The 16,763-nt window shown below is 61.2% G+C and carries 15 protein-coding genes and 1 pseudogene; 3 read left to right on the top strand and 13 right to left on the bottom strand.

Translation table 11 applies throughout. From position 1 onward, the window contains the following. Window positions 1-6 precede the first annotated feature (6 nt). The 5 genes from BM300_RS03710 to BM300_RS03690 form a co-directional block, all read right to left on the bottom strand. Window positions 7-1,026, bottom strand: coding sequence for a branched-chain amino acid aminotransferase (locus BM300_RS03710; RefSeq protein ID WP_063320646.1), 1,020 nt, complete (start codon window positions 1,024-1,026; stop codon window positions 7-9). A 310-nt stretch (window positions 1,027-1,336) separates the two neighbouring features. After that, window positions 1,337-2,722: a dihydrolipoyl dehydrogenase gene (gene lpdA / locus BM300_RS03705; RefSeq protein WP_092346309.1), complete on the bottom strand. Its 1,386-nt coding sequence runs from the start codon at window positions 2,720-2,722 to the stop codon at window positions 1,337-1,339. Window positions 2,723-2,725: 3 nt separating this feature from the next. After that, window positions 2,726-4,003 carry a dihydrolipoamide acetyltransferase family protein gene (locus BM300_RS03700; protein ID WP_092462046.1) on the bottom strand — a complete coding sequence of 426 codons (1,278 nt, stop codon included), beginning with the start codon at window positions 4,001-4,003 and terminating at the stop codon, window positions 2,726-2,728. Continuing rightward, on the bottom strand, window positions 4,004-5,062 hold the full coding sequence (locus BM300_RS03695; RefSeq protein WP_014337843.1) for an alpha-ketoacid dehydrogenase subunit beta: 1,059 nt from the start codon (window positions 5,060-5,062) through the stop codon (window positions 4,004-4,006). Between the two features lies 1 nt (window position 5,063). Beyond that, the gene (locus tag BM300_RS03690; RefSeq protein WP_063320650.1) at window positions 5,064-6,299 is read right to left on the bottom strand and encodes a 3-methyl-2-oxobutanoate dehydrogenase (2-methylpropanoyl-transferring) subunit alpha; all 1,236 of its coding nucleotides are present in this window, start codon (window positions 6,297-6,299) and stop codon (window positions 5,064-5,066) included. Window positions 6,300-6,491: 192 nt separating this feature from the next. On the opposite strand from BM300_RS03690, the gene bkdR reads away from it, so the two are divergent. Continuing rightward, a complete protein-coding gene (gene bkdR, locus BM300_RS03685) occupies window positions 6,492-6,980 on the top strand; it encodes a Bkd operon transcriptional regulator BkdR (protein ID WP_003202929.1) in 489 nt (162 codons plus the stop codon). 132 nt (window positions 6,981-7,112) lie between these two features. Here bkdR and BM300_RS03680 read toward each other — a convergent pair whose 3' ends face one another. Next, window positions 7,113-7,976, bottom strand: coding sequence for an MBL fold metallo-hydrolase (locus BM300_RS03680; RefSeq protein ID WP_092462044.1), 864 nt, complete (start codon window positions 7,974-7,976; stop codon window positions 7,113-7,115). A 137-nt stretch (window positions 7,977-8,113) separates the two neighbouring features. On the opposite strand from BM300_RS03680, the pseudogene BM300_RS03675 reads away from it, so the two are divergent. Then, a pseudogene (locus tag BM300_RS03675) lies at window positions 8,114-8,624 on the top strand (TSUP family transporter). A gap of 158 nt (window positions 8,625-8,782) precedes the next feature. Then, window positions 8,783-10,075, top strand: a complete 1,293-nt coding sequence (locus BM300_RS03670; protein ID WP_158265805.1) for a delta-60 repeat domain-containing protein — start codon at window positions 8,783-8,785, stop codon at window positions 10,073-10,075. A gap of 13 nt (window positions 10,076-10,088) precedes the next feature. Here the strand turns inward: BM300_RS03670 and BM300_RS03665 are convergent, their stop codons facing one another. The 7 genes from BM300_RS03665 to BM300_RS03635 form a co-directional block, all read right to left on the bottom strand. Next, entirely contained in the window at window positions 10,089-10,958 is an 870-nt protein-coding gene (locus BM300_RS03665; protein WP_092346315.1) for an aldose 1-epimerase, read from the bottom strand. A gap of 243 nt (window positions 10,959-11,201) precedes the next feature. Next, on the bottom strand, window positions 11,202-12,482 hold the full coding sequence (locus BM300_RS03660) for a TRAP transporter large permease (protein ID WP_092144710.1): 1,281 nt from the start codon (window positions 12,480-12,482) through the stop codon (window positions 11,202-11,204). Then, on the bottom strand, window positions 12,482-13,009 hold the full coding sequence (locus BM300_RS03655) for a TRAP transporter small permease (protein WP_092144712.1): 528 nt from the start codon (window positions 13,007-13,009) through the stop codon (window positions 12,482-12,484). The genes BM300_RS03660 and BM300_RS03655 overlap by 1 nt, the downstream gene beginning before the upstream one ends. Window positions 13,010-13,084: 75 nt before the next feature. Then, a complete protein-coding gene (locus BM300_RS03650) occupies window positions 13,085-14,053 on the bottom strand; it encodes a TRAP transporter substrate-binding protein (protein ID WP_092144714.1) in 969 nt (322 codons plus the stop codon). Between the two features lie 58 nt (window positions 14,054-14,111). Further along, entirely contained in the window at window positions 14,112-15,017 is a 906-nt protein-coding gene (locus BM300_RS03645) for an SMP-30/gluconolactonase/LRE family protein (protein WP_092144715.1), read from the bottom strand. A gap of 42 nt (window positions 15,018-15,059) precedes the next feature. Then, window positions 15,060-15,881 carry an NAD-dependent epimerase/dehydratase family protein gene (locus tag BM300_RS03640; protein ID WP_092462042.1) on the bottom strand — a complete coding sequence of 274 codons (822 nt, stop codon included), beginning with the start codon at window positions 15,879-15,881 and terminating at the stop codon, window positions 15,060-15,062. Window positions 15,882-16,193: 312 nt separating this feature from the next. Then, window positions 16,194-16,763 (bottom strand): OprD family outer membrane porin (locus tag BM300_RS03635; protein WP_139232331.1); only part of this gene is annotated, 570 nt, incomplete at its 5' end.

Raw genomic sequence — 16,763 nt, 5'->3', positions numbered from 1 at the left:
CTTGGATCAAACCTTGACGATCCAACCCGCTGGCGCTTCCACGTCACCGGTCTGCACGCCGGTCAGCTCTTTGTAGAGCTTCTGGGTGATCGGGCCGACTTCGGTTTCGCTGTGGAACACGTGCAGCTTGTCCTTGTAGCTGATGCCGCCAATCGGGGTGATCACCGCAGCGGTACCGCAGGCGCCGGCTTCCTTGAAGTCCGACAGCTTGTCGATGAACACGTCGCCTTCGATCACTTCCAGGCCCAGGCGCGATTTGGCCAGTTCGATCAACGACAGGCGAGTGATGCCCGGCAGGACCGAAGGGGAGTTGGGCGTGACGAATTTGTTGTCGTGGGTGATACCGAAGAAGTTGGCCGAGCCGACTTCCTCGATTTTCGAGTGGGTCATTGGGTCCAGGTAGATGCAGTCGGCGAAATTGGCCTTTTTGGCCTGGGAACCGGGCATCAGGCTGGCGGCGTAGTTGCCACCGACCTTGGCCGCGCCGGTGCCTTGTGGGGCGGCGCGGTCGAAGCTGGAGATCAGGAAGTTGTGCGGGGTCAGGCCGCCCTTGAAGTAGGCGCCGACCGGGATGCAGAAAATCGAGAAGATGAACTCGGGTGCGGTGCGCACGCCGATGTTGTCACCCACGCCGATCACGAACGGGCGCAGGTACAGCGCGCCGCCGGTGCCGTAAGGCGGGATGAAGCGCTCGTTGGCGCGGACCACTTGCTTGCAGGCCTCGACGAACTGCTCGGTGTCGACGTGCGGCATCAGCAGGCGGGCGCAACTGCGCTGCATGCGGGCGGCGTTCTGGTCCGGGCGGAACAGGTTGATGGAGCCGTCCTTGCAGCGATAGGCCTTCAGGCCTTCGAAGCACTGCTGGCCGTAGTGCAGGGCAGTGGAGCCCTCGCTGATGTGCAGCACATTGTCTTCGGTCAGGGTGCCCGCGTCCCAGGCACCATCGCGCCAGTGCGACAGGTAGCGCTTGTCGGTCTTGATGTAGTCAAAGCCCAGTTTGTCCCAATTGATGCTCTCGTTACCCATGACACCCTCTATTTCTTGACAACCGTCGAAACGGTTCAAGGCTTCTGACGTTTTTTGGATGGGGACAACAATACTTCATTCCGGGGCTGTTTCGCAGCCTGTAACACTGATCCTGTGGATGAAAAACCGCTGGTTGGTGCTCCGCAAACCTGTGGCGAGGGGATTTATCCCCGTTGGGCTGCGAAGCAGCCCCCTTGGCTCTGAGTCCTCGATGTATCTGACGCCCCGCGATGCCAGGTTTTGGGGCTGCTTCGCAGCCCAGCGGGGATAAATCCCCTCGCCACAAGGTCATTCATCTACAACTGATCGGTTACAGATGCAACGCATGCCCCAACGCCCGCAGCGCCGCTTCCTGCACGGCCTCGCCCAGCGTCGGATGGGCGTGGATGGTGCCGGCGATGTCCTCCAGGCGCGCGCCCATCTCCAGGGATTGGCCGAAGGCGGTGGACAGCTCCGACACGCCGACGCCGACCGCTTGCCAGCCAACGACCAGGTGATTGTCACGTCGCGCCACGACCCGGACGAAACCGCTTTTCGATTCCAGGGTCATGGCCCGACCGTTGGCGGCGAACGGGAAGCTCGACACAATGCAATCGAGCCCGGCCGCCTGGGCTTCGTCCGGCGTCTTGCCGACCACCACCAGTTCCGGATCGGTGAAGCACACCGCGGCGATGGCCGTGGGGTTGAATTCCCTGTGCTGGCCGGCGATCAGCTCGGCGACCATTTCACCTTGGGCCATGGCTCGGTGGGCGAGCATCGGTTCACCGCTCAGGTCGCCGATGGCCCAGACGTTGCGCATGCTGGTCTGGCAGCGCTGGTCGATTTTCACCGCCGCACCGTTCATCGCCAGGTTCAACGCTTCGAGATTCCAGCCCTGGGTGTTGGGTTTGCGACCCACGGCCACCAGTACCCGGTCAGTGTCCAGGTTCAGCGTGTCGCCAGCGGGGTCACGCACTTGCAAAGTGCTGGCCTGGGCGTCGAACCCTTCGACGCTGTGCTTGAGGTAGAGCTTCACGCCCAATTGCTTGAGCGCTTCGTGCACCGGTTGGGTCAGTTCGCCGTCGTAGGCCGGCAGGATCCGTTCCTGGGCCTCGACCACACTGACCTCGGCGCCGAGCTTGCGGTAGGCGATGCCCAGTTCCAGGCCGATGTAGCCACCGCCGACCACCACCAGGTGCTTGGGCACCGAGGTGGGGGCGAGGGCTTCGGTGGAGGAAATGATTGGCCCGCCCACTGGCAGCATCGGCAGGTCGACGCTTTTCGAACCAGTGGCCAGCAGCAGGTGTTCGCACAGGATGCGGGTATCACCGACCTCGACCGTCTTGCCATCGATCACCTTGGCCCAGCCATGAATGACCTGGACCTTGTGCTTCTTCAACAGCGCCGCGACGCCGGTGGTCAGGCGATCGACGATGCCGTCCTTCCATTCCACACTCTTGCCGATGTCCAGGCTCGGCGCCGACACCGTGATGCCCAAGGCCGAACCCTGGCTGTGGTGCCGCGTCTGGTGGAACTGTTCGGCCACGTGAATCAAGGCCTTGGACGGAATGCAGCCGATGTTCAGGCAGGTCCCGCCCAACGCCTGGCCTTCCACCAGGAGGGTCGGGATGCCCAACTGGCCGGCGCGGATCGCCGCCACATAGCCGCCGGGGCCGCCGCCGATGATCAGCAGCGTGGTGTTCAAAGTCTGTTGCATGCCTTACTCCACAAACAGCGTTGCGGGTTGTTCGAGCAGGCCGCGCAGGGCCTGGATGAATTGCGCCGCGTCCATGCCGTCGACCACCCGGTGATCGAAGGAGCTGGAGAGGTTCATCATCTTGCGGATCACGATCTGCCCCTTGATCACCACCGGCCGTTCGACGATTTTGTTCACCCCGACAATGGCTACTTCCGGCAGGTTCAGCACCGGCGTGCTGACGATGCCGCCCAATGCCCCAAGGCTGGTCAGGGTGATGGTCGAACCGGACAGCTCATCGCGACTGGCCTTGCCCGTGCGGGCCACCGTTGCCAGGCGCGAAATTTCCGCCGCGTTGTCCCACAGGCTGCGGGCTTCGGCGTGGCGCACCACCGGCACCATCAGGCCAACGTCGCTCTGGGTCGCGACGCCCACGTGCACCGCGCCTGAGCGGTGAATGACCTGGGCTTCGTCGTCGTAGCGGGCGTTCATTTGCGGAAAATCGCGCAGGGCCACGACCAACGCACGAACCAGGAACGGCAGCAAGGTCAGCTTGCCGCGACTGGCGCCGTGTTTTTCATTCAGATGCACCCGCAGCTCTTCCAGGGCCGTGACGTCGATTTCCTCGACGTAGCTGAAATGCGCGGCGCGTTGAGTCGCCTCCTGCATGCGCTGGGCGATCTTGCGGCGCATGCCGATCACCGGGATCTGTTGCTCATCGTGGCGCTCGGCATAGCCCGAACCGCCCTTGGCCTGGACCGACGGACCTTGGGCCAGATAGGCCTCGAGGTCTTCGTGCAGGACCCGCCCGGCCGGGCCGCTGCCCTGGACCAGGCGCAATTGAATGCCCAGGTCCAGCGCGTGTTTGCGCACGGCCGGCGACGCCAGTGGACGCTCGTCGGGATCGCGGGCCACAGGCGCTTGCGGGGCGCAGCGCGGCGCGGCGGTTTTTTCCAGTACCGGTTCAGGTGTCGCCACGGGTGCCGGCTTCGGTGCCTGCGCAGCCGGCGCTGGCGTTGGCGTTGGCGCCTGTTGGGCCGATTCTTTCAGGTTACCCGCACCTTCGACTTCAATGCGGATCAGTTCGCTGCCCACTGCCATGACTTCACCTGGCTCGCCACCAAGAGCGATGACCCGGCCATGCACCGGTGAGGGGATGTCGACCATGGCCTTGTCGGTCATGACATCGGCCAGTACCTGGTCTTCGACCACCATGTCGCCGACCTTGACGTGCCACACCGACAGTTCAACTTCCGCGATGCCTTCGCCGATGTCCGGCATCTTGATAACGTGCGTGCCCATTCAGACCTCCATGACCCGTTTCAACGCCGCGCCCACACGGGACGGCCCTGGGAAATACGCCCATTCCTGCGCGTGCGGGTAGGGGGTGTCCCAACCGGTGACACGCTCGATAGGCGCTTCCAGGTGGTGGAAGCAGTGTTCTTGCACCAACGCCACCAGCTCGGCGCCGAAACCGCAGGTGCGGGTGGCTTCGTGGACGACCACACAGCGGCCGGTCTTCTTCACGGATTTGACGATGGTCTCCAGGTCCAGCGGCCAGAGGCTGCGCAGATCGATGACTTCGGCGTCGATGCCGGTCTCTTCGGCAGCCACTTGGGAGACATAGACCGTGGTGCCGTAGGTGAGAACCGTCACGTCCTTGCCCGGACGGGTGATGGCGGCGACGTCCAGCGGCACGGTGTAGTAACCGTCTGGCACTTGGGCCGAGGGGTGTTTCGACCACGGCGTTACCGGGCGGTCGTGGTGGCCGTCGAACGGGCCGTTATACAGGCGCTTGGGTTCGAGGAAGATCACCGGGTCATCGTTTTCGATGGAGGCAATCAACAGACCCTTGGCGTCGTAGGGGTTCGAAGGCATGACGGTGCGCAGGCCGCAGACCTGGGTGAACATCGCTTCGATGCTCTGGCTGTGGGTCTGGCCGCCATAGATGCCGCCGCCGCAAGGCATGCGCAGGGTCATCGGCGCGGTGAACTCGCCGGCCGAGCGATAGCGCAGGCGCGCCGCCTCGGAAATGATCTGGTCCGACGCCGGGTAGACGTAGTCGGCGAATTGGATCTCGGCGACGGGTCGCAGGCCGTAGGCGCCCATGCCCACCGCCACGCCGACGATGCCGCTTTCGGAAATCGGTGCGTCGAACACCCGCGAGGTGCCGTACTTGTTCTGCAGGCCTTCGGTGCAGCGGAACACGCCGCCGAAGTAACCCACGTCCTGGCCGAACACCACGACGTTGTCGTCGCGTTCGAGCATCACGTCCATGGCCGAGCGCAGGGCCTGGATCATGGTCATGGTGGTAGTGGTCATGGCGGTATCCAGCGCAATATTGTTGTTGTGATCGTTCATCTCAGATCCCCAACTGCTGACGCTGGCGCTTCAAGTGCTCCGGCATCTCTTTGTAGACGTCTTCGAACATGGTCGCGGCGCTTGGAATCTGCCCGCCAGCGAGGGTGCCGTACTGCTCGGCTTCCTTCTGCGCGGCGATCACCTCGGCTTCGAGTTCGGCGGTAACGGCGGCATGTTCCTCTTCGGACCACTGGCCGATCTTCACCATGTGCTGCTTGAGACGGGCAATCGGATCGCCCAGCGGGAAGTGGCTCCAGTCGTCGGCGGGACGGTATTTCGAAGGATCGTCCGAGGTGGAGTGCGGGCCGGCGCGGTAGGTGACCCATTCGATCAGCGCCGGGCCGAGGTTGCGGCGGGCACGTTCGGCGGCCCAGCGCGAGGCGGCGTAGACCGCCATGAAGTCGTTGCCGTCCACGCGAAGGGAGGCGATGCCGCAACCGACGCCGCGTCCGGCGAAGGTCGTGGCTTCACCGCCGGCAATGGCCTGGAAGGTGGAGATCGCCCACTGGTTGTTGACCACGTTGAGGATCACCGGCGCCCGATAGACGTGGGCAAAGGTGAGGGCCGTGTGGAAGTCCGATTCGGCGGTGGCACCGTCACCGATCCAGGCCGAAGCGATCTTGGTATCGCCCTTGATCGCCGAGGCCATGCCCCAGCCCACGCCTTGGATGAATTGCGTGGCGAGGTTGCCGGAGATGGTGAAGAAACCGGCGTCCTTGACCGAGTACATGATCGGTAACTGCCGGCCCTTGAGCGGATCGCGCTCGTTGGACAGCAGTTGGCAGATCATGCCCACCAACGGCACTTCGCGAGCCATCAGGATGCTTTGCTGGCGATAGGTGGGGAAGCACATGTCATCGATGTTCAGCGCCAGGGCCTGGCCGCTGCCGATGGCTTCCTCGCCGAGGCTCTGCATGTAGAACGACATTTTTTTCTGGCGTTGGGCGACCACCATGCGGTTGTCGTAGATGCGCGTCTTGAGCATGGCGCGCATGCCTTTGCGCAGGATGTCGAGTGGCACGTCTTCGGCCCATGGGCCGTGGGCATTGCCTTGGTCATCGAGCACGCGGATCAGGCTGCGGGCCAGGTCGGCGGTGTCGGCGGGTTCGACGTCGATGGAAGGTTTACGCACCGTGCCGGCATCGGACAGATGCAGGTAGGAAAAGTCGGTCTTGCAGCCGGGACGGCCCGAGGGTTCGGGAACGTGCAGGCGTAGCGGTTCGTACGCTGGGTTCATGGCTTTCTACGCTCGATCTTGTGAATTTCTTGTAGTGGGCGCGCTAGCTGACGAATTTCCCCGGGTACGGGAAATTGTCCTACAACAATCATAGGCTCGACGCAGAAGAATATTTTTCTCTGTTGGCTTGCTGTTCAGATCATTTGCAGATAAAAAATCTGCACAACGATAAAAAACAGGATTATTTGTCTCATGCGTAAATTGGATCGCACCGATATCGGCATTCTGAACAGCCTTCAGGAAAACGCCCGCATCACCAACGCCGATCTCGCCCGTTCGGTCAATCTGTCGCCGACCCCGTGCTTCAACCGTGTCCGGGCGATGGAGGAGTTGGGCGTGATCCGCGAGCAGGTCACCTTGCTCGACGCCGACCTGCTGGGCCTGCACGTCAACGTGTTCATCCATGTGAGTTTGGAGAAGCAGGTGGAAGAGGCGCTACAGCATTTCGAAGAGGCGATCTCCGACCGCCCGGAAGTGATGGAGTGCTACCTGATGGCAGGCGATCCGGATTACCTGATCCGTGTGCTGGTGCCGACCATCCAGTCGCTGGAGCGCTTCATGATGGACTTCCTGACCAAGGTCCCGGGCGTGGCGAACATCCGCTCCAGCTTTGCCCTCAAGCAAGTGCGCTACAAGACTGCGCTACCGTTGCCGGCCAATGGGTTGACCTTGGGGACCTGAAGATCAAATGGTTTTTGAGGGCCGCTTCGCGGCCCAGCGGGAGCAAGCGGGGCTGGCGAGCCGGTAGCCATCAAGCACCGTCCTGTGGCGAGGGAGCTTGCTCCCGCTGGGCTGCGCAGCAGCCCCAAGCTTCTAAAGCTGATTGATCGGAATTTTCAGATAGGTCACGCCATTGTCCTCGGCCGGCGGCAGGTGGCCGGCCCGCACATTGACCTGGATCGCCGGCAACAGCAGCGTCGGCATGCCCAGCGTCTTGTCGCGCTGGGTACGCATGGCCACGAACGTGGCTTCATCGATCCCATCGCGTACATGAATGTTGTGCTGGCGTTGTTCACCCACGGTGCTCACGCACTGGGGCTCGCGCTCATCCGATGGATAGTCGTGGCACACGTAGAGCCGCACGCTGGCGGGGAAGGCCAGCAGTTTGCAAATCGAGGCGTAGAGTTGATGGGCGTTGCCGCCGGGAAAGTCGCAGCGGGCGGTGCCCACATCCGGCATGAACAGCGTATCGCCTACCAGGATCACGTCGCCATCGATCAGGTAGGCCATGTCCGCCGGAGTGTGGCCGGGCACATGCAATGCGGTGGCCTTGAGGTTGCCAATGAAAAAGGACTCGTCGTCGGCGAACAGGTGATCGAATTGCGAGCCATCCACCGCGAATTGCGGTTCGAGGTTGAACAACGCCTTGAAGACGCTCTGGACCTGGTGAATGGACTGGCCGATGGCGATCTTGCCGCCCAGCGCTTGGCGCAGGTAAGGCGCGGCGGACAAATGATCGGCGTGGGCGTGGGTTTCCAGCAGCCATTGCACCGTCAACCGGTGTTCGCGCACGAAGGCGATCACCCGCTCGGCCTGAGCGGTGCCGCTGCGGCCCGAGGCCGGGTCATAGTCCAGCACCGGGTCCACCACCGCGCACTGCCCTCCATCGTCTTCATAGACGACGTAGGTATAGGTCTTCGAGGCGGGGTCGAGAAAGCTTTGGATCTGCGCGGGCATGACAGCGAACCTGTACGGGAAGAAGCGGTTGCAACGCTTGAGGTTTACAACATAGGGTCCGCAGCTTAGTGAGGGCCGAGGTGTCCTGCAAATGCGATCGCACCTGACAACAGGTGTGCGCGGCTTGAGAGAGTTTTATGGTTCCGGCAGGTTTTTTTGGCGTGATCATGGGGGTGATCCTCGGGCTGACGGGGGCCGGTGGTGGCATCCTGGCGGTGCCGGCACTGGTGCTCGGGTTGGGCTGGAGCATGATCCAGGCCGCCTCGCTGCACCGCCACGCTGTCGGCACTGGGGGCGGTGACGGGCCTGGTATCGGGCTCGCTGGGCGTGGGCGGTGGTTTCCTGATCGTACCGGCGTTCAAGCAACTGACCGACGTGCAGATGCGCGGCATCGTCGCGACGTCCTTGATGGTCATCAGCCTGATTTCACTGATTGGCGTGGTGGGTGCGTTTCATGCCGGGGTGAGCATCGACCGGGTCGGCGCGGTGTTCATCGCGGCAAGCATCGCCGGGATGGTGCTGGGGCGGCGCCTGGCGGCCAGGGTCCCGGCCCGGGTGCTGCAGGTGGGGTTCGCCGGGGTTTGCCTGGGGGGGCGGTGTTCATGTGGGTGCGGGCGTAGCCAGGATCACGATCCGCCTCATGCCTGATTCCTTGTCGTTCATCGGGGCCCTGTGTTCATCCCAGTCCTGACCGTACGTCCGGGCCTGCTTAAACCTGTCAACTCTGACAGTGGACGGTGAACAGGATCCAGGCAATAAATCCTCCATTGAGATGGGCAGTACAACCCACAATGGAGGATCTGAAAATGGCTAGCGACTCGAAGACCGACACACCAAAGCGGGCCGGCGAATTTGATCCGGAATTCAACGGAGGCCAGATTCTGCTTCTTCCGGGGACGGATGCCGTCGATGTTGCGATAGATTCAGAGGACAGGATCTACGTCGTGGGTGGAACGGCGCTATGGGTAAATGGCGAATATATTATTTCGGCGCTCAATCATGACGGGACGAACCGTGAGGACTTCAATGGCGGCGAGCCAGTCAGAAATACGTTCATGCCGGGTGCGTATAGCCTGGCGGAGCAGGTGGCCGTCCTGCCGGACGGTAAAATACTGATCCTGGGAGTCGTCGATCTGGGCGGCTCGAATTTTGGATTCGCGCTGGCGCGCTACCTTCCCAACGGCACGCTGGATCTTTCGTATGGCGTCAATGGCCACGCGATACCGGTCTTCGATTTCTGCGATGTCGTCATTTCGAGGAATGACCTCAATGCCGACGGCAACGAGCCAACCTATCTCTATACGGGGAAAACTTATCTGTCCCTTTACGGAGGACGCACATACATCTCGGGTCTCGCACTGACCGTGGGGGCGCGCAAGGCAGTTACGTTACTCATGTGCTTGGACGGGGACGGCAATCTCGTTCAGGCGTTCGGAAACAAAGGCGGCGCGGTCATTGAGCATCCCGAGCATCATTTGAATGCGCAAAGCATGCTGGTGACAAACGACTACATATATTTAGTGGGGTACATCCAGCGTAACCCTCGTAATTACAAGGTTTGGGTGCGTGTGCGACTGGATGGCCGTCTCGACACCCATTTTGGCAAGAGAGGATTTATCACGGATATGGGCCCTGGCTTCCACGTTGGCGCGGGAAACTTCCATGCGGTCGCGTTACATGGCAACCTGAAACTCCTGGGTGCCGGCTCATCGCCCAACCAACGGTTTGTCGCTCATGCAACGCTGGAAAGTATCGACAAGGATGGCGGCAAAGACCCTGACTTCAACGATGGCGAACTCGTTGTGACCACTATAGGTCTGGGGTCCATCTGGTTCGATTGTGCAATTCAGTCGGACGGGCGCATCGTAACCTGTGGCAAAACCGGCCCGGAGATTGAAGAGATGTTGGTTGGGCGCTATCTACCCAGTGGACGCCTGGATACTGGCTTCGGTGATCACGAAGGCTGGACACAATTCAGGTTGAAGGATGAGGTAGACAACCCCGTATTGGCATTGGATTCCAATGATGATGTTGTCGTAGCCGGTCGATATTTCGACGACCTGAGCGCGATACCTTTCGTATTTCGGTTGAAGGGCTGAGTCGCCCTGGTTTTTATATCAACCGGCACTGCATCAAGAATCCCAGCGCCACCGATTGCCCTTGCTCCAGCAAGCGCAACCCCGGTCGCCCCGGCAGGTGATGGGCGTTGACCGGGTGGCTGACCGGTTCGATGCAAAAGAAGTCCAGGCCCACGGGGCAGTAGAGCAGGAAGTAATCGCAGCCGCTGGCCCGGCACTCCAGCTCATAACCTAGGTCCGGCTGCTGGATCAGGCATTGCCCGTCCCAGCCACCGAAGCCGTTGTCGACAAGCGTGTCCGGCAGTAAACGGAGCGCCTGGAAATCCCAGTGTTCAGGAGTGTTGGTCAGTTCCGTGGGCAGTTTCGTCGCATCGCACATCCAGACCTCGCTGGCGCGGGTTTGCAGGCGCGTGGCGGGGGTGCGTGGAAAGTATGGATGCAAGCCCAGCCCGTGCCACGCGGCCTGTTCGGCCATGTGGGTGACGTGCATTGCGAGCTGCAACTGGCCGCCGCTCAGACCGATCCGCAGGCTAGCGCGGTAGGTGAACGGCTGTTGGCTGTCGAGTTGCAGCAACGCTTCCTGGGCACTGTGCTCGATCACCTGCCACGGTTGTTGCCACGCACTGCCATGGATCGGAAACGGATCGTTGGGGCTGTTGGCGTCCAGGGCCAGCCAGCCGCCGGGACAGTCGAAGCCGCCGTGGGTGATCCGGTTCGACCAGGGAATCAACGGGAAGCCGCCGAGCTTGCCAGGCAGGCCGTTTTCCAACGCGTGGGGCGCTGGCGGGCGCAGTAGCGGGGCGCCGTTACTGCGCAACGTCCAGTCGACCAGGCTGGCGCCCAGATGCGGGGCCAGGGTGAGACGAGTCAGTTCGTCTTCGAGGTGGAGAAGGGGTGGCGTCATGGTGGTGTTGGTCTGCTGAATTGGAAATGGTGTTACAGAGGTTTTTGTGCGAACGCTGTTGTGGCGAGGGGATTTATCCCCGCTGGGCTGCGAAGCAGCCCCCAGAGACGCGGATCTCGGTGCATCAGACAGATCCCAGTTGCCAGTTCTGGGGCTGCTACGCAGCCCAGCGGGGATAAATCCCCTCGCCACAGATAATCTCTGCCACAGATAAATCCCCTGATCACAGGGGACTTGTCATGGTTACAACACCAGATGCGGCAACCACAGGGAAATGGCGGGCACATAAGTCACGAGCATCAGCACCAGGAACAGCATGGCGTAGAACGGCAGCAGCGCCTTGACGGTGCTTTCGATACTGACCTTGCCAATGGCCGAGCCCACGAACAGCACCGCGCCCACCGGTGGCGTGATCAACCCGATACCCAGGTTCACCAGCATGATCATGCCGAACTGCACCGGGTCCACGCCGATGCCCACGATCACCGGCATCAGGATCGGCGTCAGGATCAGGATCAATGGCGCCATGTCCATCACGGTGCCCAGCAGCAGCAACATCACGTTGATGCACATCAGGATCACGTAGCGGTTGTCCGACAGCGTCAGGAACGCGGTGGTGATCTTTGCCGGAATCTCCATCAGCGTCATGATGTAGCCGAAGCTGGCGGCGAAGCCGATCAGGATCATCACGATGGAGATGGTGCGTACCGTACGGTGCATCAGTTTCGGCAACTCGCTCCACTTGTAGTCGCGATAGATGCACATGGTCACGAAGAACGCCCACACCACGGCGATGGCGGCCGATTCGGTGGCGGTGAAAACACCCGAGAGAATGCCGCCAAGGATGATGAACAGGGTCATCATGCCCCACATGGCTTCCCTGCAGATCTTCAGCGCTTGCTTGAGCGGAATCACTTCACCTTTGGGGTAGTTGCGCTTTTTCGCGAAGACCAGGCACAGCGCCATCAGGCAGAGGTTCATCATGATGCCGGGGACGATGCCGGCCATGAACAGCGAACCGATGGAGACGGTGCCGCCCGCGGCGAGCGAATACAGCACCGCGTTGTGGCTGGGCGGTGTCAGCAGCGCTTGTACCGAACCACTGACGGTGACGGCGGTGGCGTAATCACGCGGATAGCCCCGGCGTGTCATTTCCGGGATCAACACTGAACCGACCGAGGCGGTATCGGCTACCGAGGAACCGGAGATCGCGCCAAAAAAGCTCGAGGCCACGAGGTTGACCAATGACAGGCCTCCGCGCACGAAGCCTACCAACACACTGGCGAATGCCACCAGTCGGCGGGACATGCCGCCTTCGGCCATGATCGCACCGGCCAGAACGAAGAACGGAATGGCCAACAACGAGAACTTATTCACCCCGCCCGTTACCTGGATCATCATGGCCTGGAACGGAATATCGATCCACCATGCCCCGATCAGGGCGGCAGCGCCCAACGCGTAGGCGACCGGCATGCCGATCAGGATCAACAACAAAAAACTGCCCAGCAGAATCAGCGCGTCCATTAAGCGGCACCTTCGTTTTCTTCAACCAGGTCGAACTGCACGACCCGACGCTGGCTTTGATCGCCCAGCAAGAGTTTTTCCAGGACAAAAATCAACGTCAGGAAGCCACCGATCGGTATCGGCATGTAGGTGATGCCGACGCGCAGGGTGGGGATGGCGCTCATGAATTGATTCCAGGTGGTCATGCACAACTTGGTGCCCCAGATGGTCATGAAAATGCACACCGCCGCCATCAAGAGCTGGGTGAAAACCGAAGCCAGGGTTTGCCAATGCGGGGGCAGGCGGCTGGTGACCATGTCCACGGCCATGTGCGAGCCGGAGCGGTAGCTGGCGGCGGCACCGATGAAGGTAAATACGATCATCAGCAAGATGGCGGTGGGTTCCGGCCAGCTTGAGCCGGTACCGAGTACGTAGCGGGCAAACACCCCCCACGGAATCATCAGCGCAACGGCAAGGACAGAAAGGCCGGCCACCCAGATGCAAGTCATGTAAATCGTGTCGTTGATACGCAGCAGCAAATTCTTCATCGGGTTCCACCGTAACCGGGCGCACCTTCAACCGCAGGCGCGCCCAGCCTTTTCATGAGTACAGATTGAGAGGCTTTACTGGACGGCTTCGATACGCTTGATCAGGTCGGCATACGGCGCGCCGTATTTGGCCCGGATCGGCGCTGTGGCGTCGTAGAAAGGTTTCTTGTCGACGGTGATGAACTCGACGCCAGCGGCCTTGAGTTTTTCTTCACTGGCGGCGGACTTCTTGTCCCACAGCACGCGCTCTTCAGCCTGGGCGGCCTTGGCGGCTTTTTTCACCATGTCTTGCTGCTCTGGGGTGAGTTTGTTCCAAGTGATTTTCGACATCACGATCGGCTCAGGCAGGATCAGGTGGCCGGTCAGGCTGTAGTACTTGGCGTTCTGGTAGTGGTTGTGTTCGAGCATGGTCGGCGGGTTGTTTTCCGCGCCGTCAATCACACCGGTCTGCAGCGCGCTGAAGATCTCGCCGGTATCCATGGCGATACCATTGCCGCCCATGGCGTTGATGGTCTCGATGAACATCGGGTTGCCCTGTACGCGAATCTTCATGCCCTTCATGTCTTCGAGCTTGCGCACCGGCTTCTTGGTGTAGAGGTTGCGGGTGCCGCCGTCCATCCAGGCCAGGGCCACCAGGCCGAATTCGGAATTGGTGATCCGGTCGAGGATCGCATCGCCGACTTCACCGTCGATGACGGCGCGCATGTGGGCCTGGTCGCGGAAGATGAATGGCATGTTGAAGACGTTCACGTCCGGCACGACGGGGCCGACGATACCCAGGCTGACCCGGGACATCTGGATCGCGCCGGCTTGCATCTGCTCGATCACTTCTTTTTCGGAGCCCAGTACGCCGCCCGGGAAATACTTGAACTTCAGTTCGCCGTTGCTCTCTTTTTCCAGGGTCTTACCCATGGATTCCTCGGCGACCACGGTTGGGTAGCCCTTGGGGTGGATGTCGGCGATCTTGATATCGAGGGCGTGCGCCGCCTGGGCCAGAAAGGCCAAGGGAAGGGCTGCGATCAGAAGTGTACGTTTGAAATTCATGGTCAATCTCCAGTCTTGTTGTTTTTTTATGGCTCATCCAGTGAAGCGGTGAAGCAGATCAGTTCGCGGAGTGCTCCCGTCCTCCGAAAGCAGGTTCAGCCAGGCCCTTGACGCCGGGGTTGAGGGCGAACACGCCACCGGCCAGGGACTGCGGGTCGTTGTCGTCACCGGGACGGATCGAGGTGACGAAGAGGGTGTCCAGGCGACTGCCGCCAAAGGCGCACATGGTCGGTTTCTTCACCGGCACTTGCAGTGACCGGTCCAGACGTCCGTCCGGGGTGAAACGGTGAATCAGCCCGGCATCGTTGGCGCAGATCCAATAGCAACCGTCGGCATCCACCGCGGCGCCATCCGGGCGACCGGCCAACGGCATCATGTCGACGAACAGCCGCCGGTTGGACGGTGTGCCGCTGTCGATGTCGTAGTCGAAGGCCCAGATCTGCTGCACCAGCGGGTGTGAATCGGAGAGGTACATCGTGCGTCCGTCCGGGCTGAAGCCCAGGCCATTGGGCACAATGAAGCCGCTCAGTTGCGCCTCGACCGGGCTGCGCTGGCCTGCCTCGTAACGATACATCCGGCCTACGTCTGCGTTGGCACCCATGTTCAGCACCATGCTGCCGGCCCAGAAACGGCCCTGGCGGTCGCAGCGGCCATCGTTGAGGCGCATGTCGGTGCGGCTGTGTTCGACGCTTGCGCACAGTTCGCTGTCCAGGCTGCCGTCATCATTGGGGTGCAGGCGAAAGAAACCGCTTTCCATACCGGCTACCCAGCCACCGTCCTGGTGACGGGCAATGCAGGCGAGCATTTCGGGCGCTTCCCAGCCCTGGAGCTTTCCGCTGCTAGCGTTCCAGCATTGCAGGCCACCGTTGGGAATGTTCACCCAATACAGGGCGTTTTCGTCGGGAACCCATACCGGGCTTTCCCCGACGGCGTTGCGTGCATCGACAATCAATTCGGCTTGCATGGTGATTCCTTTGTGCGTGCGTATCCCATGAAAAACAGCGAATCAGTCGTCGAATGGGCCGGCTGCCACAAAGGCGCCACCCTGATAAACCATGGCCGGGTCATCGGCGGCCGGCATCGGCTGCGCTTCGACCTTGGCGCGGAAGATTTCCGAGGTGTCCTTGGGCTGGTAGCCCAGGTGCGCGGCCTGGCTGTTGTCCCACCAGACGTCGCGGTTGGCGGACATGCCGTAGACCACGGTGTGGCCAACCTTCGGCGTATAGAGCGAACATTCGATCAGTTGGGTGAGGTCGTCGAAACTCAGCCAGGTGCTCATCATCCGGCGGTTCTGCGGTTCGGGGAACGACGAGCCGATGCGGATGCTGACGGTCTCGATGCCGTAGCGATCGAAGTAGAAACTGGCAACGTCTTCACCGTAGGACTTGGACAGGCCGTAGTAGCCATCCGGGCGGCGAGGGGAGAGAGCGTCGATGGTCTCATCCTGTTTGTAGAAACCGATGACGTGGTTGGAGCTGGCGAAGATCACTCGCTTGACGCCGTGTTTGCGGGCGGCTTCATAAATGTGAAAGACGCCGCTGATGTTGGCGCCGAGGATTTCTTCGAACGGACGCTCCACCGAAACACCACCGAAATGCAGGATGGCATCGACGCCTTCGACCAGTTGGTGCACGGCCTGCTTGTCCGACAGGTCGCACGGCATCACTTCTTCGCTTTCGTCGATGGCCGGGGCCATGTTGGCGATGTCCGACAGGCGAATGTGACGGGCGAAAGGCTTGAGGCGTTCGCGCAAGACTTTGCCAAGGCCGCCAGCGGCGCCGGTCAATAGGAGGCGATTGAAGGGATGACGAATCTGTGTCGTGGTCATGGCATTACCTGAGCAAACTATGAGAGGTACAGTTGTTATAAGTTGTCGTACGACCGAGAGGAATATCCTTATCCTTCCGTTACCTTGTCAACGTTTGATCGACGAACCGCTCTAAACCGACGTCCTTGCCGCGCTACGAGGATTCCACCGCCCCTGTGGCGAGGGAGCTTGCTCCCGCTGGACTGCGAAGCAGGCCTATAAGATTGCGAAACACGGCGTCTGCTGCGCAGCCGAGCGGGAGCAAGCTCCCTCGCCACAGGTGATTCGGTTAGCCTCAACAAAGCGCTTCGCCCCACGGCGCGCGCTTGCTGCTTACAACAGCGACAGCGGGTAGCTGATGAAGATACGGTTCTCGTCGAATTCGTTGGTGCTGTAGTCCCGACGAATCGATGCGTTACGCCATTTCACGTTGAGGCTCTTCAGCGCACCGCTCTGTACGGTGTAGGCCAGTTCGGTTTCGCGACCCCATTCCTTGCCGTCGTCAACGGTGGCGGTGTGCACGTTGTCACCGCTGATGTAGCGGTTCATCAGGGTCAGGCCCGGCACGCCGACGGCGGCGAAGTTGAAGTCGTGGCGCAGTTGCCAGGATTTTTCCTTGGCGTTGTCGTAGCTGGAGTTGTAGCTGTCGTTGGCCAGGGTGCCGCCGCTGGTGCCGTTGACGCGCATCCAGGCATCATCGCCGCCGACTTTCTGCAGGCCGACATAAAAGGTGTTGCCGCCGTATTTGGCCGAGAGCATGGCGAACGCGGTTTTGTTGTCCAGGTCGCCGGCCAGGGCACTGCCGTTTTCCTTGCCGGTGAAGTAGCCGAGGTTGGCGCCCAGGGTCCAGTCGCCGATGGGCTGGCTGTGGGTCAGGTTGAAATATTGTTGCTGGTAGATGTC

This window comes from Pseudomonas sp. NFACC46-3 (assembly GCF_900114515.1).
In the GTDB taxonomy this organism is placed as follows: Bacteria; Pseudomonadota; Gammaproteobacteria; order Pseudomonadales; family Pseudomonadaceae; genus Aquipseudomonas; species Aquipseudomonas fluorescens_Q.
The sequence above is the reverse complement of the archived record's forward strand: the minus strand, read 5'-3'. Positions and strand labels throughout refer to the sequence as shown.

What these genes read in the sequence shown, in the direction of transcription:
- BM300_RS03650 (WP_092144714.1), bottom strand. Translation starts at nt 14,053, where the DNA reads ATGAATTTCAAACGTACACTTCTGATCGCAGCCCTTCCCTTGGCCTTT.
- lpdA (WP_092346309.1), bottom strand. Translation starts at nt 2,722, where the DNA reads ATGCAACAGACTTTGAACACCACGCTGCTGATCATCGGCGGCGGCCCC.
- BM300_RS03680 (WP_092462044.1), bottom strand. Translation starts at nt 7,976, where the DNA reads ATGCCCGCGCAGATCCAAAGCTTTCTCGACCCCGCCTCGAAGACCTAT.
- BM300_RS03655 (WP_092144712.1), bottom strand. Translation starts at nt 13,009, where the DNA reads ATGAAGAATTTGCTGCTGCGTATCAACGACACGATTTACATGACTTGC.
- BM300_RS03695 (WP_014337843.1), bottom strand. Translation starts at nt 5,062, where the DNA reads ATGAACGATCACAACAACAATATTGCGCTGGATACCGCCATGACCACT.
- BM300_RS03640 (WP_092462042.1), bottom strand. Translation starts at nt 15,881, where the DNA reads ATGACCACGACACAGATTCGTCATCCCTTCAATCGCCTCCTATTGACC.
- BM300_RS03660 (WP_092144710.1), bottom strand. Translation starts at nt 12,482, where the DNA reads ATGGACGCGCTGATTCTGCTGGGCAGTTTTTTGTTGTTGATCCTGATC.
- BM300_RS03700 (WP_092462046.1), bottom strand. Translation starts at nt 4,003, where the DNA reads ATGGGCACGCACGTTATCAAGATGCCGGACATCGGCGAAGGCATCGCG.
- BM300_RS03665 (WP_092346315.1), bottom strand. Translation starts at nt 10,958, where the DNA reads ATGACGCCACCCCTTCTCCACCTCGAAGACGAACTGACTCGTCTCACC.
- BM300_RS03690 (WP_063320650.1), bottom strand. Translation starts at nt 6,299, where the DNA reads ATGAACCCAGCGTACGAACCGCTACGCCTGCACGTTCCCGAACCCTCG.
- bkdR (WP_003202929.1), top strand. Translation starts at nt 6,492, where the DNA reads ATGCGTAAATTGGATCGCACCGATATCGGCATTCTGAACAGCCTTCAG.
- BM300_RS03670 (WP_158265805.1), top strand. Translation starts at nt 8,783, where the DNA reads ATGGCTAGCGACTCGAAGACCGACACACCAAAGCGGGCCGGCGAATTT.
- BM300_RS03645 (WP_092144715.1), bottom strand. Translation starts at nt 15,017, where the DNA reads ATGCAAGCCGAATTGATTGTCGATGCACGCAACGCCGTCGGGGAAAGC.
- BM300_RS03710 (WP_063320646.1), bottom strand. Translation starts at nt 1,026, where the DNA reads ATGGGTAACGAGAGCATCAATTGGGACAAACTGGGCTTTGACTACATC.